Source organism: Pseudomonas sp. C9D1 (genome assembly GCF_056491235.1).
In genome coordinates, this window is record NZ_JBSZIE010000002.1 from 2,412,341 (window position 1) to 2,432,196 (window position 19,856).

Sequence of the window (19,856 nt, forward strand, 5' to 3'; positions counted from 1 at the left end):
GTCAGTCTCCCAGGGCGGCCAGCTGGTCGGCCTGGTATTCGGCGAGCAGCGGTTCGATGACCGCTTCAACACCACCGGCGAGCACGTCGTCCAGCGCGTAGAGGGTCAGGTTGATGCGGTGATCGGTGACCCGCCCCTGGGGGTAGTTGTAGGTGCGGATGCGCTCGGAACGGTCGCCGGAGCCCACCAGCAGCTTGCGGGTGTCGGAGATTTCCTTGTGCGCGGCGGCTTCCTGCTGGTCGTTCAGCCTGGCCGCCAGCCAGGCCATGGCCTTGGCGCGGTTCTTGTGCTGCGAGCGCTCTTCCTGGCACTCGACCACGATCCCGGAGGGGATGTGGGTGATGCGCACGGCGGAGTCGGTCTTGTTCACGTGCTGGCCGCCGGCGCCGGAGGAGCGGTAGGTGTCCACGCGCAGGTCGGCCGGGTTGATCTCGATGGCGGCCTGTTCGTCCGGCTCGGGGAGCACGGCGACGGTGCAGGCGGACGTGTGGATGCGGCCCTGGGATTCGGTTTCCGGCACCCGCTGCACGCGGTGCGCGCCGGACTCGAACTTGAGCTTGGCGTAGACGTTGTCGCCCTCGACGTGGGCGATCACCTCTTTGTAGCCACCGTGCTCGCCTTCGTTCTCGGAGAGGATCTCCACCCGCCAGCCCTGGCGCTCGGCATAGCGCGAGTACATGCGGAACAGGTCGCCGGAGAAGATCGCCGCCTCGTCGCCACCGGTGCCGGCGCGGATTTCGAGGAACACGTTGCGACCGTCGTTGGGGTCCTTGGGCAGCAGCATGCGCTGCAGGCGCGCCTCCAGCTCGACCAGTTGCTCGCGGGCCTGGGCGACTTCTTCCTCGGCCATCTCGCGCAGGTCCGGGTCGCTGTCCTTGAGCAGCGCCTGGGCGCCCTCGAGATCGGACTGCACCTTGCGGAATTCACGGAAGGCCAGGTAGACGGGCTCGACCTCGGCGTATTCCTTGGAATACGCGCGGAACTTGCTCTGGTCGCTGATGACTTCGGCATCGCCGAGCAGGGCCGTGAGTTCCTCGAAACGATCCTGGAGGATGTCGAGCTTGTTGAGCAGTGACGCTTTCATTGGGCGTGCTTGTCCGTGCCCTCGTCGAGGGCGAAGAGTTCCTGGGCCACGGCCAGCGCATCGAAGCGGCCGTCGGCGGAGAGTTTTTTCAGCTGCACGCTGGGGGCATGCAGCAGCTTGTTGGTGAGCCCGCGGGCGAGCTGGGCCATGACGTCTTCGGCGGAGCTGCCGTTGGCCAGCATGCGCTGCGCCTTGGCCAGTTCCTCGTCACGGGTGCGTTCGGCCTGCTGGCGGTAGGCGCGCAGCACGTCCACGGCAGCCAGTTCGCGCAGGCGCTGCATGAACTCGACCACACCGCCACCGACCAGCTCCTCGGCGGCCTGGGCGGCGCCCTGGCGACTCTTGAGGTTTTCGGCGACCACTTCGTGGAGGTCGTCGACGGTATAGAGGTAGACGTCGTCCAACTCGCCGACTTCGGGCTCGATGTCACGCGGCACGGCGATGTCGACCATGAAGATCGGCTTGTGCTTGCGCTGCTTCAGCGCGCGCTCGACCGCGCCCTTGCCGAGGATCGGCAACTGGCTGGCGGTGGAGCTGATGACGATGTCGCTGTTGACCAGTTCGTCGGGGATATCGGCCAGCAGCACGGCGTGGGCACCGAACTGCTCGGCGAGCATGCTGGCGCGTTCGAGGGTGCGGTTGGCGACGACGATGCGCTTCACGCCCTGCTCGTGCAGGTGGCGGGCGACCAGGGTGATGGTTTCGCCGGCGCCGATGAGCAGCGCCTGGCTGCGGTGCATGTCGGTGAAGATCTGCTTGGCCAGGCTGACTGCGGCGAAGGCTACGGAGACCGGGTTCTCACCGATCGCGGTGTCGGTGCGCACGGTCTTGGCGGTGCTGAAGGTGGCCTGGAACAGCCGGCCCAGCAGCGGGCCGACGGTGCCGGCCTCGCGCGCCACGGCGTAGGCGGACTTCATCTGGCCGAGGATCTGCGGCTCGCCGAGGACCATGGAGTCGAGCCCCGACGCGACACGCATCATGTGGCGTACGGCGGCATCGTCCTGGTGCACGTAGGCACAGGCACGCAGCTCTTCGAGGCTGAGGTTGTGGTAGCCGGCCAGCCAGGCCAGGACTTCGTCGGCGCTGATCTGCTCCTGCTCCAGGTACAGCTCGCTGCGGTTGCAGGTGGAGAGGATCGCCGCCTCGCGGCTGGCCGTGAGGTTGCACAGCTGCCGCAGCGCCTCGACCAATTGCTCGGGAGTAAAAGCCACGCGCTCACGTACATCCACGGACGCGGTTTTGTGGTTGATACCGAGGGCAAGAAAGGCCATGCAGGGTCGCTAACGGAAACGGGAGGCGCGCAATTGTCCTCCTTCAACAGATTGAGAACAACCACCGCTCGCTATTGTCACAATCACCATGAACCGGCCCAACAATGTATCGGCCCTTGCCCCATGGGCTTGCCCAGCCGCTTGTGTCATGATGCTCCGACCGCAGGTTAGTCGCCTTTTCCCCTATGAATAAATCCTTCGCGTTGCTGACCGCCCTCCTGCTCGTTGGCGGTTGCCAGACCCTGGCCCCCACCTCGCCGGACGGCACGCCGCCGGTGGAAGACACCAGCCAGGCGCCCGATTCCAAGCCGGAAGTCTATGGCTCCTTCAGCCGCGACACGCTGTTCGCCCTGCTCTCCGCCGAAGTGGCCGGGCAGCGCAACCGCTTCGATATCGCCCTCGGCAACTATGTCCAGCAAGCCAATGCGACCCAGGACGCCGGCGTCGCCGAACGCGCCTTCCGCATCGCCGAGTACCTGGGGGCCGATCAGGCCGCGCTGGACACCGCGCTGATCTGGGCGAAGAACGCGCCGGACAACCTCGACGCCCAGCGCGCCGCCGCCGTACAGCTCGCCCGTGGCGGCCGCTACGACGAATCCATGACCTATATGGAGAAGGTGCTACAGGGCCAAGGCGATACCCACTTCGATTTCCTCGCTCTCTCTGCCGCCGAGACCGACCCGGATACCCGCACCGGCCTGCTGCAAAGCTTCGACCGCCTGCTCGCCAAGTACCCGGACAACAGCCAGCTGGTGTTCGGCAAATCGGTGCTGCTGCAACAGGACGGCCGCACCGAAGACGCGCTGGCGCTGCTGGAAGACATCCCCTCGGATGACCAGCAGATCCCGCCGATTCTTTTGCGCGCACGCCTGCTGCAAAGCCTGGATCGCACCGACGAAGCCCTGCCGCTGCTGCAGAAAGGCATCAAGCAGCACCCGGACGACAAACGCCTGCGCCTGACCTACGCGCGCCTGCTGGTGGAAGAGAACCGCCTGGTCGAAGCCAAGTCCGAGTTCGCCGGCCTGGTGCAACAATTCCCCGACGATGACGACCTGCGCTTCTCCCTGGCGCTGGTGTGCATGGAAGGCGAGGCCTGGGACGAAGCCCAGGTCTACCTCGAAGAGCTGGTCGACCGTGGCAGCCACGTGGACTCCGCCCACTTCAACCTGGGCCAGGTCTACGAAAAGCGCGGCGACAAGGAAAGCGCGCTGATCGAGTACGCACTGGTCGGTGCCGGCAACGACTACCTGCCCGCGCAACTGCGCCAGACCGAGATCCTGCTGGACGCCAACCGCCCAGACGAAGCCGCCGCCCGCCTGGACAAGGCCCGCGACGCCCAGCCCGACTATGCCATCCAGCTGTACCTGATCGAGGCCGAGAGCTTCGCCGAGCGTCAGCAGCAGGACCGTTCCTGGAACGTCATCCAGCAAGGCCTGCAGCAATTCCCGGATGACCTCAACCTTCTCTATACCCGCGCGATGCTCGCGGAGAAGCGCGGCGACCTGGCGCAACTGGAGCGCGACCTGCGTTTCATCCTCGAGCGTGAACCGGAAAATGCCATGGCGCTCAACGCCCTCGGCTACACCCTGGCCGATCGCACCACGCGCTACGAGGAAGCCCGCCAACTGGTCGAAAAGGCATACCAACTCAAGCCGGACGACCCCGCCATTCTCGACAGCCTCGGCTGGATCAACTTCCGCCTGGGCAACATGGATGAAGCAGAACGCCTGCTGCGCCAGGCCCTGAAGGAATTCCCCGATCACGAAGTGGCCGCCCACCTGGGCGAAGTGCTCTGGGCCCGTGGCAAGCAGAGCGAAGCTCGCGAAGTCTGGTCCGAAGCCCTCAAGACCCAACCCGACAGCCCGATCCTGCGCGGCACCCTGCAGCGCCTGACCGGCTCCGAGACTCTTTGATCCATGCGTCTACGTTCACTGCTAGCCGCCGGCGCCCTGCTCCTGCTCACGGGCTGCGCCGGCCTCACCTCCCACGAAACCGTTGACGGCCAGGGCGACCCGGCGCAATGGAAAGTTCACAAGGAACAGGTCGCCGCGCTCGACGGCTGGCAGATCGCCGGCAAGGTCGGCATCCGCGCACCGAAGGACTCCGGCAGCGGCACGCTGTTCTGGCTGCAACGCCGCGACTATTACGACATCCGCCTTTCCGGCCCCCTGGGTCGCGGCGCGGCACGCCTCACCGGGCACCCGGGCGCCATTACCCTCGAAGTGGCCAACCAGGGTCGCTACGAAGCCGAATCCCCCGAAGCCCTGCTGGAAGAACAGCTCGGCTGGCGCCTGCCGGTGTCCCACCTGCAATGGTGGGTGCGCGGCCTGCCCGCCCCGGATAGCCGCAGCCGCCTGACCCTGGACGGCAAGAGCCACCTGGCGAGCCTCGAGCAGGACGGCTGGCAGGTGCAGTACCTCAGCTATGTGGAGCAGAACGGCTTCACCCTGCCCGAGCGCATCAAGCTCAAGGGCGCCGACCTCGACGTCACCCTGGTGATCAAGGACTGGCAGCCGCGCCAGCTCGGCCAGTAGGCGCACCATGCAGGACGCACAGCTGATCCTCCCGGCTCCGGCCAAGCTCAACCTCATGCTGCATATCCTCGGCCGCCGTGCCGACGGCTATCACGAGCTGCAGACCCTGTTCCAGTTCCTCGAACACGGCGACGAACTGGGCTTCACCCTGCGCCAGGATGGTGAAATCCACCTGCGCACCGAGGTGCCGGGCGTGCCCCATGAGAGCAACCTGATCGTCCGCGCCGCCAGGCGCCTGCAGCAGGAATCCGGCACCGCTCTCGGTGCCGACATCTGGCTGGACAAGCGCCTGCCCATGGGCGGCGGCATCGGCGGCGGCAGCTCGGATGCCGCCACCACCCTGCTCGGCCTCGACCACCTCTGGCAGACCCACCTGGGCGAGGACCGCCTCGCCGAACTGGGCCTGGCCCTGGGCGCCGATGTGCCGGTATTCGTACGCGGCCGTGCGGCCTTCGCCGAAGGTGTCGGCGAGCGCCTGCAGCCGGTCACCCTGCCCGAGCCCTGGTTCCTCGTCGCCGTACCGCAAGTCTTTGTCAGCACAGCGGAAGTTTTCACCGATCCCGAGTTGACACGGAATACTCCGCCCATTAATCTTCGCAGCCTTCTTGAGGGGGGCGGTCGTAATGACTGTCAACCGGTAGTCGAGAAACGTTACCCGGATGTTCGTAACGCGCTGATCCTGTTGAATAATTTCACAGCAGCTAGACTGACCGGCACTGGAGCTTGTGTGTTTGGGAGCTTCCCAAACAAGGACGATGCTGATAAAGTCGCCCGCCAACTTCCAGCCACTCTGCCGAATTTCGTCGCGCGAGGAAGCAACATCTCGATGTTGCACCGCAAGCTCGGAATCCTGGCTTGAAAGAAGTGTTGCAAGTCCTCCGGTTATACCGATACAGGGGCGTCGCCAAGCGGTAAGGCAGCAGGTTTTGATCCTGCCATGCGTTGGTTCGAATCCAGCCGCCCCTGCCATAACCCTCCAAGGGTTCGGTACGACAAGGTCTTGCAAAGAGAGTTGAAACAGATAGGGGCGTCGCCAAGCGGTAAGGCAGCAGGTTTTGATCCTGCCATGCGTTGGTTCGAATCCAGCCGCCCCTGCCATACACGAGAAAGCTGTTCAAAAAGCACCTGTGCATTTTGAACAGCTTTTTATTCATCAGGTCCACCCTCAGCCGGCAGGTACTGCGCGTGTCCAAGATGATGGTCTTCACGGGGAACGCCAACCCCGATCTGGCGCGTCGCGTCGTACGTCAATTGCACATCCCCCTCGGTGATGCCTCCGTAGGCAAATTCTCCGACGGCGAGATCAGCGCTGAAATCAATGAAAACGTTCGCGGTAAGGACGTCTTCCTGATTCAGCCCACGTGCGCGCCCACCAACGACAACCTGATGGAACTGGTGGTGATGGCTGACGCCTTCCGCCGCTCCTCGGCCTCCCGTATCACTGCAGTGATCCCCTACTTCGGCTATGCCCGCCAGGACCGCCGCCCGCGTTCCGCTCGCGTGGCGATCAGCGCGAAGGTAGTGGCCGACATGCTCACCGTGGTCGGCGTCGACCGCGTGCTGACCGTCGACCTGCACGCCGACCAGATCCAGGGTTTCTTCGATATTCCGGTAGATAACATCTACGGCTCCCCCGTTCTGGTGGATGACATCGAAGACCAACGCTTTGACAACCTCATGATCGTCTCCCCGGACATCGGTGGCGTGGTGCGTGCTCGCGCCGTTGCCAAGTCCCTGGGTGTCGATCTGGCGATCATCGACAAGCGTCGTCCCAAGGCCAACCAGTCCGAAGTCATGCACATCATCGGTGATGTGGATGGCCGTACCTGCGTCCTGGTCGACGACATGGTCGATACCGCCGGCACCCTCGGCCACGCTGCCAAGGCCCTGAAGGACCACGGCGCCGCCAAGGTCTACGCCTACTGCACCCACCCGGTGCTGTCGGGCCGTGCCATCGAGAACATTGAAAACTCCGTGCTGGACGAGCTGGTGGTGACCAACACCATCCCCCTGTCCGCCGCGGCACAGGCCTGCTCGCGTATCCGCCAACTGGATATCGCGCCGGTCGTGGCTGAAGCGGTCCGCCGCATCAGCAATGAGGAATCGATCAGCGCGATGTTCCGCTAAGCGGACATCCCTGACGAAAACGCCCCGCTTCGGCGGGGCTTTTTTGCCCAACCGCTCAAGATGCTGGTCGCAAGCACTCGGGGCGGTTTGGTTATTTTGGAGAAACGTAATGACTGATTTTGCCCTGAATGCCGAAGCGCGTTCCGACCTGGGGAAAGGTGCGAGCCGCCGCCTGCGTCGTAATGCCAACCTGGTTCCCGCCGTGATCTACGGTGGCGAGAAAGCCCCGGAATCCGTAAGCCTGCTGGCCAAAGACCTGGCCAAGCTGCTGGAAAACGAAGCTGCCTTCAGCCACGTCCTGTCCCTGAACGTTTCCGGCAAGACCGAAACCGTTCTGATCAAGGCCCTGCAGCGTCACCCGGCCAAAGGCTTCGTACTGCACGCTGACTTCCAGCGCGTCGTTGCCGGCCAGAAACTGACCGCTCACGTGCCCCTGCACTTCCTGAACGAAGCGACCGCCGTTGGCGTGAAGACTGGTGGTGGCGAGATCTCCCACACCATCTCCGAAGTCGAAGTCTCCTGCCTGCCGAAAGACCTGCCGGAGTTCATCGAAGTCGACCTGGCCAAGGTTGAACTGGGCCAAATCGTTCACCTGTCCGACCTCAAGCTGCCGAAAGGCGTCGAGCTGGTCGCACTGGCGCACGGCAACGACCTGGCTGTGGCTAACATCCACGCCTCCCGCGTTGTGAAAGACGAAGCAGAAGGCGCAGCCGAGTAATCACTACTCGCCAGCCTGAGGAAGGGCCCCTGTCGTGACTGCCGTACAACTGATCGTCGGCCTGGGTAATCCAGGCCCTGAATACGACCAGACCCGGCATAACGCAGGGGCCCTTTTCGTTGAGCGCGTGGCAGACAGCCAGCGCGTCAACCTCTCCCTCGACAAGAAGTATTTCGGCCTGGTCGGCAAGTTCAGCCATCAGGGCCGCGACGTTCGCCTGCTCATCCCCACCACCTACATGAACCGCAGCGGCCAGTCCGTAGCGGCGCTCGCCGGTTTCTTCCGCATCCCGGTCGAGGCGATCCTGGTGGCCCACGACGAACTCGACATGCCTCCCGGCGTCGCCAAGCTCAAACTGGGCGGCGGGCACGGCGGGCACAACGGGCTGCGCGACATCATCGCCCAGCTCGGCAATCAGAACGGCTTCCACCGCCTCCGGCTCGGCATCGGCCACCCGGGGCACAGCAGCCTGGTCTCCGGCTTCGTCCTCGGCCGCGCCCCGCGCAGCGAACAGGAAAAGCTCGACTCCAGCATCGACTTCGCCCTCGGCGTGCTGCCGGAAATGCTCGCAGGTGACTGGACCAAAGCGATGCAGAAGCTGCACAGCCAGAAGGCCTGATCACACCTCTTTATCGCCAATCAGCGCGAGGGACATAGCATGGGATTCAATTGCGGCATCGTCGGCCTGCCCAACGTCGGCAAGTCCACCCTGTTCAACGCCCTGACCAAATCCGGCATCGCGGCGGAGAACTTCCCCTTCTGCACCATCGAGCCGAACAGCGGCATTGTGCCGATGCCCGACTCGCGCCTGCAGGCACTGGCCGAGATCGTCAAGCCCGAGCGCGTGCTGCCGACCACCATGGAATTCGTCGACATCGCCGGCCTGGTAGCCGGCGCCTCCAAGGGTGAAGGCCTGGGCAACAAGTTCCTCGCCAACATCCGCGAGACCGACGCCATCGCCCACGTCGTGCGCTGCTTCGAAGACGAGAACGTCATCCACGTCTCCAACAGCGTCGACCCCAAGCGCGACATCGAGATCATCGACCTCGAACTGATCTTCGCCGACCTCGACAGTTGCGAGAAGCAACTGCAGAAGGTCACCCGCAACGCCAAGGGCGGCGACAAGGACGCCCTGGCGCAGAAAGCCCTGCTGGAAAAACTCATCCCCCACTTCAGCGAAGGCAAGCCCGCGCGCTCCCTGCTGAAGAACCTGGGCGACGAAGAGAAGCGCATCGTCCGCGGCTTCCACCTGCTCACCAGCAAGCCGGTGATGTACATCGCCAACGTCGCCGAAGACGGCTTCGAGAACAACCCGCACCTCGACGTGGTGAAAGCCATCGCCGAAGAGGAAGGCGCCATCGTGGTACCGGTCTGCAACAAGATCGAAGCCGAGATCGCCGAACTCGACGACGGCGAAGAGAAGGACATGTTCCTCGAAGCCCTCGGCCTCGAAGAGCCGGGTCTCAACCGCGTGATCCGCGCCGGTTACGACCTGCTCAACCTGCAGACCTACTTCACCGCCGGCGTGAAGGAAGTGCGCGCCTGGACCGTGCGCATCGGCGCTACCGCCCCGCAGGCCGCCGCCGTGATCCACACCGACTTCGAAAAAGGCTTCATCCGCGCCGAAGTGGTCGCCTATGACGACTTCATCCAGTTCAAGGGTGAAGCCGGCGCCAAGGAAGCCGGCAAATGGCGCCTGGAAGGCAAGGAATACATCGTCAAGGACGGCGACGTGATGCACTTCCGCTTCAACGTCTAAGCCCTCCCCGCTTCACCCGAAGCCCCCTGCGGACCTGCGCCGCCGGGGGCTTCGTGCTTCAGGCCGCCTCGCCCCGCTGCTCGAACACCTCCCGCGCCACCGCCAGGCCATTCAGCGCGGCCGGAAAGCCCGCGTAGACGGCCATCTGCATGATCGTCTCGATGATCTCCGTGCGGCTGGCGCCGACGTTCAGCGCGCCGTGCACGTGGACCTTCAGTTGCGGGGCGGCGTTGCCCAGGGCAGTCAGTGCCGCCACCACGGCGATCTCCCGGCTCTTCAGGTCCAGCCCCGGGCGGGAATAGATGTCGCCGAAGGGGAACTCCACCAGGTAGCGCGCAAAGTCCGGGGCGATGCCCGCCAGGCTCTCCACCACCCGCTCACCGGCCTCGCCGTCGATCTCTTTCAGTTTCGCCAGCCCACGCTGGTAGCGGCTCTCGTCATTCATCTGCGTTGCCCTTCTCGGTTGATGGCTCCAGCGCCAGGGCCTGCTCGCACGCGCGGTAATGCTCGATCTTCGCGTGCAGCGCATCGGCGGCCTGGCGCATCGCCTCGATCTCGGCCATGACCTCCGCAAGGTGGCCCTCCAACATCTGGCGACGCGCCGGCACCGTCGGCTCCCCGGCGCTCCTCAGCGCGGCGAACGCCTGCATCTTGCCGATGGGCATGCGGGTCGTGCGCAAGCGCAGCAGGAACTCGATCCAGGCCATGTCCGAAGCCGCGTAACGCCGCTGCCCACCCGGCGCCCGGCCCACCGGGGCGATGAGCCCGATGCGCTCGTAATAACGCAGGGTGTGAGCCGTGAGCCCGGTGCGCCGGGCGACTTCGTCGATGCTGAGATGAGGTTCCATGGGGCGATCCTAGAAGTTCGAGCGCGCTCTAAGTCAACCCTTTGCCGGCACTGCGTCAAGCACCGCCCCTCAGCGCCTTCGAAAACGCAGGGGCAGGCCCTGGCAATCTTCGCCGAAATGGCCCTGGTGCCAGCCCAGCTGGCCCGACACCAGCGTGGTGCGCACCGCGTGGCGGAAGGTGCGGCCCTGGAACGGCGTCCAGCCACATTGCGCGTGGATCGGGTCCGCCTCCACCGGCCGTGGCTCGGCCAGGCGCTCCATCAGCACCAGGTCCGCCCAGTAGCCCTCGCGCAGGTAACCGCGCTGCTCGATGGAGAAGCGCTCCGCGACCGCGTGGCTGGTCTTGTGCACCAGCAGCGTCAGCGGCAGCAGCCCGTCAGCCACCAGCTCCAGCAGCGCCGGCAGGCTGTGCTGCACCAGCGGCAACCCGGCGGGCGCCTGGGCGTAGGGCCGCGCCTTCTCCTCCCGGGTATGGGGCGCGTGGTCACTGCCGATCACATCCAGCCGCCCGTCCAGCAAGGCCCGGCGCAGGGCATCACGGTCGGATAGCGCCTTGATCGCCGGGTTGCACTTGATCAGGTGGCCCAGGCGCGGGTAGTCGCGGTCATCGAACAGCAGGTGGTGCACGCACACCTCGGCGGTGATGCGCTTGCCCGGCAGCGGCCCGGGGGTGAACAACTTCAGCTCCCGCGCGGTGGTGATGTGCAGCACATGCAGATTGGTGTCGAAACGACGGGCCAGCGCCACCGCCCGGCTGGAGGAGCGGTAGCAGGCCTCCGCATCGCGGATCAGCGGGTGCGCCTCGGGCGGGATGGCCTCGCCGTAGCCGGCCGCCCATTGCGCCTCGCGCTCGCGGATGCGCGGCGTGTCTTCGCAATGGGCCAGCAGCAGCGTCGGGCAATCGCGGAACAACCGCTCCAGGGAGGCCTCGTCGTCCACCAGCAGGTTGCCGGTGGAGGCGCCCATGAACACCTTCACCCCCGCCACCCGCTCCGGATCGAGCCGGGCCACGGTGTCGAGATTGTCCCGGCTCACACCGAAGTGAAAGCCGTAGTTCACCGAGGAACAGGCCGCCGCGCGGCGCTCCTTCGCCACCAGCGCCTCCAGGTCCAGGGTCGGCGGCTGGGTGTTGGGCATGTCCATCACACTGGTCACGCCCCCCGCCAACGCCGCGCGGGACTCGCTGAGGAAGGTGCCCTTGTGGGGCGCGCCCGGGTCACGGAAGTGCACCTGGTCATCGATCATCCCCGGCAGCAAGTACTGGCCGCGGGCGTCGATCACCCGCACATCCGGGCGGGCGCTGATGCTGCGGTCGATGCGTTCGATACGGCCGTTGTGCACCAGCAGGTCGGCCTCCCATTCGCAGCCTTCATTGACCAGGCGGGCATTGCGGATCAGCAGGTTATGCATGGCTAGAACTCGTTCTGCAGGGCCTTGTAGCCGCGCACCAGATCGATGTTGGTGCGCGCCACGTCTTCGGAGAATTCGGCGGCGGAGACGCTCACCCGGGGCAGGCTGTCCAGGTCGGTCTTCGGCCCGATGCGCTGGGTCGAGGTCACGTGGAAACCCGGAGGCAGGTCGCAGCCGTCCACCACCGCGTTGTGCCGCACCACGCAGCCATCGCCCACGGTGCAGTTGAACAGCACGCTGTTGAAGCCGATGAACACCCGATCCCCCACCTGGCAGGGGCCGTGGATGATCGAGCGGTGGGCGATGGAGGTGTGGCTGCCGATGGTGACCGCCGCCCCCGACTTGGAGTGGATCACCACCCCATCCTGGATATTGGAGTTGGCACCGATGACGATCGGCTGCATGTCACCGCTCGCATCCACCTCATCCGCGCGGATCACCGCATAGGGCCCGATGAACACGTTGTCCTGCACGATCACCTTGCCGCAGAGGATGGCGGTCTTGTCCACATAGGCGGACTCGGCAATCACCGGCAGGTGGCCGGAAGGGTTCTTGCGGATCATGGACGGCCTCCCGCAGAAGGCACCGGCACCGAGCTCACCACCCGCAGCCCCGTGCCGGAGAGTTGGTTGTAGAAGCACGAACGGCGCCCGGTGTGACAGGCCGGGCCGGCCTGGTCCACCTGCAGCAGCAGCGCATCGCCGTCGCAATCCAGGTGGGCACTCACCAGGTTCTGCACATGCCCGGAAGTCTCCCCCTTGCGCCACAGGCAAAGACGCTAGCGCGACCAGTAGCACACCCGCCCCTCCTCCAGCGTGAGCCGCAGGGATTCGGGGTTCATCCACGCCAGCATCAACACCTCGCCGCTGTCGTACTGCTGCGCCACGGCGGCGATCAGCCCGTCGGCATTCCAGGGGATGGCCGCCATCACCGCCTCCAGATCCCGCGCGGTGCCGGCCGGGCTCCGTTCCAGTTGCAGCCAGAACTTCATGGCGCCAGGGCCTGCAGCAGCCGCTCCACGTTCTGCCGGTACATGCCCAGGTAGGTGCTGGCCGAGCCCTCGGCCGCCAGCGCATCGGAATACAACGTACCGCCCACCCGCGCACCGGCCTCCTCGGCGATCTGCTTCACCAGCCGCGCATCGCGGATGTTCTCCACGAAAATGGTCCGCACCCCCTCCGCCCGCAGTTGGCGGATCAGCGCCGCCACCTCGGCGGCGGAGGGCTCGGCCGCATCGCTCACACCCTGGGCCGCGAGGAACTGCAGGCGCCACTCCTGGGCGAAGTAACCGAAGGCATCATGGCTGGTCAGCACCCGGCGCCGCTCCGGCGGCAACGCCATCAGGCGCGGGGCGATGCTCTGGCGCAGCGCCCCCAGCCGGCCCAGCCAGGAGTCCCGCCGCGCCTCGAAGGCCGCCGCGCGGGCCGGCACCAACTGCGCCAGCGCCTGGGTGATGTTGCGCGCGTAGATCTCCGCATTGCCCAGGCTCTGCCAGGCGTGGGGGTCCACCAGGCGCTGGTCGTGCTCCAGCACCGTGATCGGCACCACGCCCTTGCTCGCGTCGATGCGCGTGCCGCGCGCCTCGCCGTTGGCCAGCAGGCGCTCCAGCCAGGGCTCGAAGCCCAGCCCGTTGGCGATCACCAGGTCCGCCTCCAGCACCGCTCGCACCTGGGCCGGAGCAGGCTCGAAGACGTGGGCATCGGCATCCGCCCCCACCAGGTTGGTGAGCTGGATGTCGTCCCCGCCGATCTCGCGGGTGATGTCCGCCAGGATGCTGAAGGTGGTCACCACCCTCGCTTTCTCCGCAGCGGACAGTGAAACGGGCAGGCACAGCAACAGCACAACGCACAGGCGCATGAACATGCGGGGGCTCCTCAACAGGGCACGGGAAGGGGCGCGCGTCGCAGCAAGCCGTGGACCGGCCCGACGAACACCGAGATCAGGTAGGCCAGCCCCGCCAGCAACACGATGCAGGGGCCGCTGGGCAGGTTGGCGTGGAACGACAGCAAAAGCCCCAGCCACACGCAGCTCGCGCCGATGCCCGCCGCCGTCAGCAGCAGCACCGGCAGGCGCCGGCTCCAGAAGCGCGCCGCAGCGGCCGGCAGCATCATCAGCCCCACCACCATCAGCGCACCGATGGCGTGGAAGCCGGTCACCAGGTTGAGCACCACCAGCGCCAGGAACAGCGCATAGGCCGGCGCCCCGAAGCGGCTCACCCCACGCAGAAACACCGGGTCGAAGCTGTCCCACAGCAGCGGGCGGTAGATCAGCGCCAACAACGCCAGGCTCGCGCCGGCCACCGTCAGCATGCTGCGCAGCGTCTCGCCGTCCACCGCCAGGGCCGAGCCGAACAACAGGTGCAGCAGGTCGATCCGGCGCCCGGCCAGCCCCAGCAACAGCACGCCGCCCGCCAGGGAAATGGGGTAGATGGCCGCCAGGCTCGCATCCTCCCGCAGGCCGGTGCGGCGGGTGATCCACGCGGCCAGCCCGGCCATCCCCAGCCCCGCCACCAGGCCGCCGAAGGTCAGCGCCGGCAGGCTCAGGCCGAAGAACCAGAACGCCAGCGCCGCACCGGGCAACACCCCATGGGAAATGGCATCACCGATCAGGCTCATGCGCCTCAGCATCAGGAACACCCCGAGCGGCCCCGCACTGCACGCCAGCGCCACCCCGCCCAGCAGCGCCCGCTGCAAGAAGGCGAACTCCGCAAAGGGTTGCCAGAGCGCTGCGAGCATCAGGCCACCTGCTGGCGGGTCGATGCCGGCAGCAGCACGCGGCTGGCGCCATGACGGCAGCCGTCGGCGCGAATCAGCAGGCAGCGCGGCAAGCGCTCGCGCACCGCCTCCAGGTCATGGCAGACCACCAGTTGCGTGCGCCCCTCCCGCTGCCAGCGGGCGATGCGCTGCCAGAGAATCGCCTGGCCCTCCGCGTCCAGCGCGGCGTCGGGCTCGTCGAGCAACAGCAGCGGCGCGTCCATCAGCTCCAGCCGCGCCAGCAAGGCCCGCTGCAACTCCCCGCCGGAAAGCGCCAGCAGCGGCTGGTCGGCCAGCGCCTCCAACTGCCAATCCGCCAGGGCCGCCTCGCAGCGCCGGCGCCGCTCCACCCGGCTCAAGCGGCTGCGCCACAGCCCCGCCATCGCCAGCTCCCCCAGGCTGAGGGGGAACTGCCGGTCCAGCGCCTGTTGCTTCTGCAGAAAGCCCACCGCCCCCAGGCCCGCTGCTCCGACGCTCACCCGCCCCGCCAAGGGGCGCTGCAAACCGGCGATCACCCGCAGCAGGCTGCTCTTGCCGCACCCGTTGCGCCCCACCACCGCCGTGAGGCTACCGGCCGGCAACGCCAGGGAAAGCGGCGGCGCCAACGGCCGCGCAGGCGGCCCCCATTGCAAGGCATCGAACTGAAGCATCGTCAGGTCCAGGGCGTGGGAGAAAGGGCTGTAGGAAAACGTAAATGTTATAAAGTAACAAATCGCGCTTCACAACCCATTTCCCCGCGCACGCCCCCTCCCCTTTTCCAACCCGAACGCCAACCGGCACCCACCGCTAAGCGGTTGATCGCCCTTCGAAAAATTCTGAAAAGTGGGGTTGACAGAGGCAGAAGGCGAGAGAATAATGCGCGCCACGTTGGCTACGTAGCTCAGCTGGTTAGAGCATAGCATTCATAATGCTGGGGTCCGGGGTTCAAGTCCCTGCGTAGCCACCATACAAAACAAAGGGTTAGCTTCGGCTAACCCTTTGTGCTTTCTGGGGTGTTCATTTCTTGACGCTCCCCTGCCCGCCTCCCTGCATCACGCCCTCCCCCTGATTGCTCTCACCGCAGCGGCCCTCATGCTGCGCCGCCCTTCCCTGGCTCCCCGCTCTGGCACGCGCCTCCGTCAATAGCACCGCTTGTTGGCTCCCGTGGCCACAAGGCCCGAATCGTGCGGATGGTGGAAAGGAAGACCTCGCTGGGAAAGCGCTCACGGTAATGACCATCGATGGTCATGAAGAACGCTTCCTCATACACGCCCGCCATGGGCAGGACCACGCCGACGATGTGCTTGCAGCACCAGATCGGCGCCTCGCTGTCGTCCCACACCAGCTCGACGAGCACCGTCTTGCCGATGTAGCCGATAGCCGTGTCCGCATCGAATTCCAAAGCGCCACGCTTGCCAGTGGTAGCCGCTCCGAAGGGTGAATCCAGGTGCCGTCTCATTGCCTATCCCTGCCTCTGAAATGCCCATAAACTGTGACTCAATCACGCTCAAGAGTGACGTAATATTCGTCATTCGAGCCCCACTATACATGACGAAATATTCGACACAACGAAATATTCGTCGATTCTATAGATGGTTTTTGAATATGGAAGATCGGCTCAGGGAGGTTGTAAGGCATATAGGCCCTTCAACCTTGGCGAAAAATACGACCATCAGTGATCGACGCCGCTGGCAAACCGTGGCGACTGACTTCAGAACGAAAACCCGGGTCGAAGACCTGGCAGCGCTGCTGGCCATCTACCCCGAGTACGAGCTCTACATCATCCACGGTGAGACCGACCTGGCCCGGGGGCAAATCAGCCCGGGCGTTGCCGAAGCAGATGTGGAGTTGGCGGGGGACGGAGCGGGGAGTAGGTAAGGGTGAGAGTGGTGTGGCAGGAGTTTAGGTGGGCGAGATGATTTCAGGGAGGAGGTAGCAAGTGGGCGTCAAGGAAGAGCGAGTCAGATCATTTGTTCGACACCTCACCCCATCGTGGTGACAAAAACACCGGTATCGAAAAGACGCGATGTGGAACCGTTGCGCACAACCAGAAGGTAAAGGTCCGTCTAGAAGACCTTGATGCCTTGATCGAAGCATTTCCCGAATACGAACTTTGGCTTTGGAAAGGAGAGGTTGATCCTGGGCAAGGGCAGATCAGCCCTGCCTGTGCAGAAGTAGATCCAAAGTTGACGAAATAGGGGACATGCAAGAAGCCTTATAACCGAGAAATTTTATAAAATATTTATATATTTTACATTATAAAAACTTGGTATTTCCCAAAACTCAAATCAAGTGAGAACATAGCCTCACTACTTTATCTTAAGTAGAAAACCACAAAAACAAATAGAGGTATTTATGAATAAAAATGCAATCCAAGAGCTTTACTCAAAAAGCAATGTAGCAAGAGCTTTTATCGACAATATGGGAGCGAGAAAGAGAAATCAAAGCGAGACCAAAATAGATAGAACCCTTGAACTTCTATCGAGCGTTATAAAGGATATAAATCGCAAAGACGTCATTGATTTATTCAGGGATTTAGAGCAGGTCGGTTGCGGCCAGTTCGTTTCAGGTCGTAGAGGATACAGCACACGTTTTGTTTGGAGCGTAAGCTCTCTCGGGCTCGCAAAATTAGCAACAGGAGAGTCTCAAAGCGAAGAAACCGGGGCCGACACCCATGATGAACTAGAGACGCTCCAACACGTATTTCATTTGCGAGACTCGTTTACTGTTTCCATTGACCTACCTACTGACCTAACAAAATCAGAATCTCAAAGACTGGCGTTATTCTTGAAGAGCCTGCCACTGGATGATTAGACCAGAGTCTGAAAATCCTAGCGGACGATATATACAGAACGCACGACAACTAAATTGCGGCGACATACGCTTACTTACTTCAAGTCTTTTTCTATAACGGAGCTCAGTAGCTCCAAAAACTTGAGACAAGACTTTAAGCAACCGTACAATTAAAAAAGCAAAGGGTTAGCTTTAGTTAACCCTTTTTGCTTTCTGTGGCGCTATCCCCTCACCCCGCTCTCCTAGACTCCGGGAGTCTCTTCACTCTTAGGCTATCGAATCCGCAACTACTCTCACCCAACCATGTTAATGTGCGTGCAACATCGCCCGACGCCAAATCGCACTGCAGTGTCCATTGACACCTGCCTCGCCAAGCATCTGGGATATCTGCTTGTAGTAATCCACATGGCTGTGATGACATCCCATGACTACTGCCAGATTGAGGCTTTCTTTATAGGGGTAGCAGCCTCAATTCAACGCCAGGTTGCTGGAAGGGGGCTTCAGCCAATAAGCGACCCAATACAGCGATCAAAGATATGGGCAAGAGCGCCATAGTCGCAGACGACAGCATCGATGTTGGCCTGAATCCACTCACGCTCATCAACCGCCCACCAACTCAGTTCAAAACCAGCGTTGATGATGATGAACTCAAACAGGATGCGCTGAGCTCGACCATTTCCGTCGCGGAAGGGATGGATCATATTCAAATCGCCAAAGGCTTCAGCCACAGCGGGAACCAGGTGGTTGCGATCAAAGCCTTCGAACCAGTTTGCCTGCGCCAAACCGTGAAAGATTTTTTCAGCCTCGGGTTCAATACGACTGACATTGCAGAAGTGCGTGTTTCCCTTGGAGATATCCACGGTACGCAACTCACCGGCCCAGTCGTATACGTCCCGGAAGAGCTGCTGGTGAATGCGCTTCAGGGCAACCACGTCATAGGGCGGTGCAATGAACTCGATGTTGCTGGCAGCGATTGAAGAAAGGGTGCGCTCAGCTTCGCTAAGTGCGTCGCCATCGGTAAGGCCCAGGCGGTTTCGAAGAACCGACGTGCCGGGGTAGCAATAAGGGTCCTGACCAACTCCGTATTTGTCGACCATCAGCCTTTCTTGTTGCGGTAGGCGCTCATGGCGGCTTCGCGGGTAGGCAGCTCGCGCTTCGCATCGGCCGGGGTTACATCAAACCCCTCCAGGCGAAGGCTGGCGACATAGTTGGATTGGCGAACTTTGGCGAAATAGGCCTTTTTGGCCGCTAGGGACGGGGCAGGCATGGTGTGCGTCTCTCGCTGGGAACCGCGCCATTATAGCGGATCGTCAGCTTCCCCTTGAGGGAATGCCGTCCCGATCCCTACCCATCAGAGCCCTTCCCTGGAGCTCAGTGAATCGACTGGCAGCGGACTATTTTGGGCCGGGAGAGCACCGGAGCGGCCGGCCAACCCACCTCCTTATCCACACCTCCCGCATATACAGCTCCTCCGGCAGCACATAGCCCCAGCGCCCCGGATATCGGTGCGGGGCGCGCGGGGGCGGCGGGTAGCGGCTGGGACGGGGCGCCATTGGCCGTAGGGCGTGGGGGTGAGGATGCAGAGCAGGCGCAATGCGGGGCGTGCCTGCTGGGGGTGAACGGCCTTGTTCATATGAGCTCCCGGTTATGACGGTTGGTGCGCTGGTTGTAGGCGTTGAAGGCGAGGCGGTCGAGGCGCTTGATTTCGGTGGTGTCGAAGGTGTTTGTGTCCTGCAGGGCGTCGAGGTAGCCGCCCATGCGGATGTAGTAGGCGAGCGAGCGCTCCGAGTCGGAATAGCGGATGGCCTTGAGGAGCAGGCGCAGTTGAACGTTGATGGCTTTCATTGGGCGTAGTCCCCCGCGCTGAACACTGTTTTGCCGCTCTCCAGGTCGAGGCGGATGCGGTGCAGGTTGATGACGCGGCGCCGGCCGATCTTCACGGTGGGGATGGTGTTGCTCTCGACCCAGCCACGCACCACGTCTTCGGTGATCTCCGCGATGCCGCACATTTCCGCCAACACCAGTTGCGTGCAAAACGGCGCACAGCGGAAATCGCTCATTCGCTCAGGCTTTGCGCCCGTGCTGAACCTCACTACTCCAGACTGTTCCATACAGACACCCTATAATCGGCCACTCTAAGCCATTCCGAGTAATAGATACTCAAAGCAATCTAGGGCACTGCTGCTTTCGAGTAAAGGTTACTCAAGCCGAGAAAAATCAATGGATGACGTAAGAAACAGAGCACTTCAACTGATTCGGGCTGTAGGACCGAAGCACTTGAGCGAGCTCGGGGGCAAGAACTACGAACGCTGGCGGAACATCAGCGGCGGCAAGATCAGGATCAGCACCGAGGAAGTGGGCATCCTGGCCGAGGCTTATCCACAGTTCGCGCTCTGGCTGATATCCGGGCGCACGGAGCCGGAGAACGGCCACATCAGCCCGGATGACGCGCCTTCTGCGTGAAAGCAGAGGGGTGAAGCCGGACCAGGGGCAAACCAGCCCCGAACACGACGGTCTGATCGCCCCGCCCTCCTAGGCCTAGCGCCGTCTTTCACCTTCCCCCGCTCGGTGCCCACGTCA

23 protein-coding genes, 3 tRNA genes and 1 pseudogene are annotated in these 19,856 nt (G+C 63.5%); 12 read left to right on the top strand and 15 right to left on the bottom strand.

From position 1 onward, the window contains the following. Nucleotide 1: 1 nt before the first annotated feature. Both prfA and hemA read right to left on the bottom strand, forming a co-directional pair. Nucleotides 2-1,084 carry a peptide chain release factor 1 gene (prfA, locus tag ACXI0U_RS19370; protein ID WP_479550701.1) on the bottom strand — a complete coding sequence of 361 codons (1,083 nt, stop codon included), beginning with the start codon at nt 1,082-1,084 and terminating at the stop codon, nt 2-4. Continuing rightward, nucleotides 1,081-2,355, bottom strand: a complete 1,275-nt coding sequence (gene hemA, locus ACXI0U_RS19375; protein ID WP_479550702.1) for a glutamyl-tRNA reductase — start codon at nt 2,353-2,355, stop codon at nt 1,081-1,083. Before hemA ends, prfA begins: the two co-directional genes overlap by 4 nt. Nucleotides 2,356-2,540: 185 nt before the next feature. On the opposite strand from hemA, the gene ACXI0U_RS19380 reads away from it, so the two are divergent. The 9 genes from ACXI0U_RS19380 (at nt 2,541) to ychF (ending at nt 9,493) form a co-directional block, all read left to right on the top strand. After that, nucleotides 2,541-4,268, top strand: coding sequence for a tetratricopeptide repeat protein (locus ACXI0U_RS19380; RefSeq protein ID WP_479550703.1), 1,728 nt, complete (start codon nt 2,541-2,543; stop codon nt 4,266-4,268). A 3-nt stretch (nt 4,269-4,271) separates the two neighbouring features. Continuing rightward, nucleotides 4,272-4,889: a lipoprotein insertase outer membrane protein LolB gene (gene lolB / locus ACXI0U_RS19385; protein WP_021217950.1), complete on the top strand. Its 618-nt coding sequence runs from the start codon at nt 4,272-4,274 to the stop codon at nt 4,887-4,889. A 7-nt stretch (nt 4,890-4,896) separates the two neighbouring features. Further along, complete coding sequence (ispE, locus tag ACXI0U_RS19390; RefSeq protein WP_021217951.1) at nt 4,897-5,748, top strand: 4-(cytidine 5'-diphospho)-2-C-methyl-D-erythritol kinase; 852 nt, start codon at nt 4,897-4,899, stop codon at nt 5,746-5,748. Between the two features lie 35 nt (nt 5,749-5,783). Continuing rightward, a tRNA-Gln gene (locus ACXI0U_RS19395) sits at nt 5,784-5,858 on the top strand. A gap of 54 nt (nt 5,859-5,912) precedes the next feature. After that, nucleotides 5,913-5,987: transfer RNA gene (locus ACXI0U_RS19400), tRNA-Gln, on the top strand. Nucleotides 5,988-6,074: 87 nt separating this feature from the next. Then, nucleotides 6,075-7,016: a ribose-phosphate pyrophosphokinase gene (locus ACXI0U_RS19405; RefSeq protein WP_021220434.1), complete on the top strand. Its 942-nt coding sequence runs from the start codon at nt 6,075-6,077 to the stop codon at nt 7,014-7,016. Between the two features lie 109 nt (nt 7,017-7,125). Then, nucleotides 7,126-7,734, top strand: a complete 609-nt coding sequence (locus tag ACXI0U_RS19410) for a 50S ribosomal protein L25/general stress protein Ctc (RefSeq protein ID WP_021220433.1) — start codon at nt 7,126-7,128, stop codon at nt 7,732-7,734. Between the two features lie 34 nt (nt 7,735-7,768). After that, on the top strand, nt 7,769-8,353 hold the full coding sequence (gene pth / locus ACXI0U_RS19415; protein ID WP_031288103.1) for an aminoacyl-tRNA hydrolase: 585 nt from the start codon (nt 7,769-7,771) through the stop codon (nt 8,351-8,353). Nucleotides 8,354-8,392: 39 nt separating this feature from the next. Continuing rightward, nucleotides 8,393-9,493, top strand: a complete 1,101-nt coding sequence (gene ychF, locus ACXI0U_RS19420) for a redox-regulated ATPase YchF (RefSeq protein ID WP_021220431.1) — start codon at nt 8,393-8,395, stop codon at nt 9,491-9,493. Between the two features lie 58 nt (nt 9,494-9,551). Here the strand turns inward: ychF and ACXI0U_RS19425 are convergent, their stop codons facing one another. The 8 genes and pseudogenes from ACXI0U_RS19425 to ACXI0U_RS19460 form a co-directional block, all read right to left on the bottom strand. Next, the gene (locus ACXI0U_RS19425; RefSeq protein WP_043245635.1) at nt 9,552-9,938 is read right to left on the bottom strand and encodes a carboxymuconolactone decarboxylase family protein; all 387 of its coding nucleotides are present in this window, start codon (nt 9,936-9,938) and stop codon (nt 9,552-9,554) included. Continuing rightward, complete coding sequence (locus ACXI0U_RS19430; RefSeq protein WP_479550704.1) at nt 9,931-10,341, bottom strand: MerR family transcriptional regulator; 411 nt, start codon at nt 10,339-10,341, stop codon at nt 9,931-9,933. Before ACXI0U_RS19430 ends, ACXI0U_RS19425 begins: the two co-directional genes overlap by 8 nt. 69 nt (nt 10,342-10,410) lie before the next feature. Continuing rightward, nucleotides 10,411-11,751: a dihydroorotase gene (locus tag ACXI0U_RS19435; RefSeq protein ID WP_479550705.1), complete on the bottom strand. Its 1,341-nt coding sequence runs from the start codon at nt 11,749-11,751 to the stop codon at nt 10,411-10,413. A gap of 2 nt (nt 11,752-11,753) precedes the next feature. After that, nucleotides 11,754-12,314: a gamma carbonic anhydrase family protein gene (locus ACXI0U_RS19440; RefSeq protein ID WP_043245640.1), complete on the bottom strand. Its 561-nt coding sequence runs from the start codon at nt 12,312-12,314 to the stop codon at nt 11,754-11,756. Continuing rightward, nucleotides 12,311-12,742 (bottom strand): annotated as a pseudogene (gene hisI, locus ACXI0U_RS19445) (phosphoribosyl-AMP cyclohydrolase). The gene ACXI0U_RS19440 and the pseudogene hisI overlap by 4 nt, the downstream one beginning before the upstream one ends. Beyond that, nucleotides 12,739-13,608, bottom strand: a complete 870-nt coding sequence (locus ACXI0U_RS19450) for a metal ABC transporter solute-binding protein, Zn/Mn family (protein ID WP_479551108.1) — start codon at nt 13,606-13,608, stop codon at nt 12,739-12,741. The pseudogene hisI and the gene ACXI0U_RS19450 overlap by 4 nt, the downstream one beginning before the upstream one ends. A gap of 17 nt (nt 13,609-13,625) precedes the next feature. Then, nucleotides 13,626-14,486, bottom strand: coding sequence for a metal ABC transporter permease (locus ACXI0U_RS19455; RefSeq protein WP_423728799.1), 861 nt, complete (start codon nt 14,484-14,486; stop codon nt 13,626-13,628). Then, nucleotides 14,486-15,154, bottom strand: coding sequence for a metal ABC transporter ATP-binding protein (locus tag ACXI0U_RS19460; RefSeq protein ID WP_479550706.1), 669 nt, complete (start codon nt 15,152-15,154; stop codon nt 14,486-14,488). The genes ACXI0U_RS19455 and ACXI0U_RS19460 overlap by 1 nt, the downstream gene beginning before the upstream one ends. Before the next feature lie 219 nt (nt 15,155-15,373). Between ACXI0U_RS19460 and ACXI0U_RS19465 the strand changes: the two genes are divergently transcribed. Next, a tRNA-Met gene (locus ACXI0U_RS19465) sits at nt 15,374-15,450 on the top strand. A gap of 123 nt (nt 15,451-15,573) precedes the next feature. On the opposite strand, the gene ACXI0U_RS19470 is transcribed toward ACXI0U_RS19465, so the two are convergent. After that, nucleotides 15,574-15,942 (bottom strand): hypothetical protein, encoded by a 369-nt coding sequence (locus tag ACXI0U_RS19470; RefSeq protein WP_479550707.1) that lies wholly within the window; start codon nt 15,940-15,942, stop codon nt 15,574-15,576. An 896-nt stretch (nt 15,943-16,838) separates the two neighbouring features. Here ACXI0U_RS19470 and ACXI0U_RS19475 point away from each other — a divergent pair. Beyond that, entirely contained in the window at nt 16,839-17,297 is a 459-nt protein-coding gene (locus ACXI0U_RS19475; RefSeq protein ID WP_479550708.1) for a hypothetical protein, read from the top strand. 479 nt (nt 17,298-17,776) lie between these two features. Here ACXI0U_RS19475 and ACXI0U_RS19480 read toward each other — a convergent pair whose 3' ends face one another. From ACXI0U_RS19480 to ACXI0U_RS19495, 4 genes are all read right to left on the bottom strand, one after another. After that, a complete protein-coding gene (locus ACXI0U_RS19480; protein ID WP_479550709.1) occupies nt 17,777-18,373 on the bottom strand; it encodes a Fic/DOC family protein in 597 nt (198 codons plus the stop codon). Beyond that, nucleotides 18,373-18,543 (bottom strand): YhfG family protein, encoded by a 171-nt coding sequence (locus ACXI0U_RS19485; protein ID WP_139131194.1) that lies wholly within the window; start codon nt 18,541-18,543, stop codon nt 18,373-18,375. The genes ACXI0U_RS19480 and ACXI0U_RS19485 overlap by 1 nt, the downstream gene beginning before the upstream one ends. A gap of 362 nt (nt 18,544-18,905) precedes the next feature. After that, nucleotides 18,906-19,121 (bottom strand): hypothetical protein, encoded by a 216-nt coding sequence (locus ACXI0U_RS19490; protein WP_479550710.1) that lies wholly within the window; start codon nt 19,119-19,121, stop codon nt 18,906-18,908. Next, nucleotides 19,118-19,387: a DNA-binding protein gene (locus ACXI0U_RS19495; protein ID WP_479550711.1), complete on the bottom strand. Its 270-nt coding sequence runs from the start codon at nt 19,385-19,387 to the stop codon at nt 19,118-19,120. Before ACXI0U_RS19495 ends, ACXI0U_RS19490 begins: the two co-directional genes overlap by 4 nt. 166 nt (nt 19,388-19,553) lie before the next feature. Here ACXI0U_RS19495 and ACXI0U_RS19500 point away from each other — a divergent pair, with 166 nt between their 5' ends. Continuing rightward, complete coding sequence (locus ACXI0U_RS19500; protein WP_021220418.1) at nt 19,554-19,739, top strand: hypothetical protein; 186 nt, start codon at nt 19,554-19,556, stop codon at nt 19,737-19,739. The last annotated feature ends 117 nt before the right edge of the window (nt 19,740-19,856 follow it).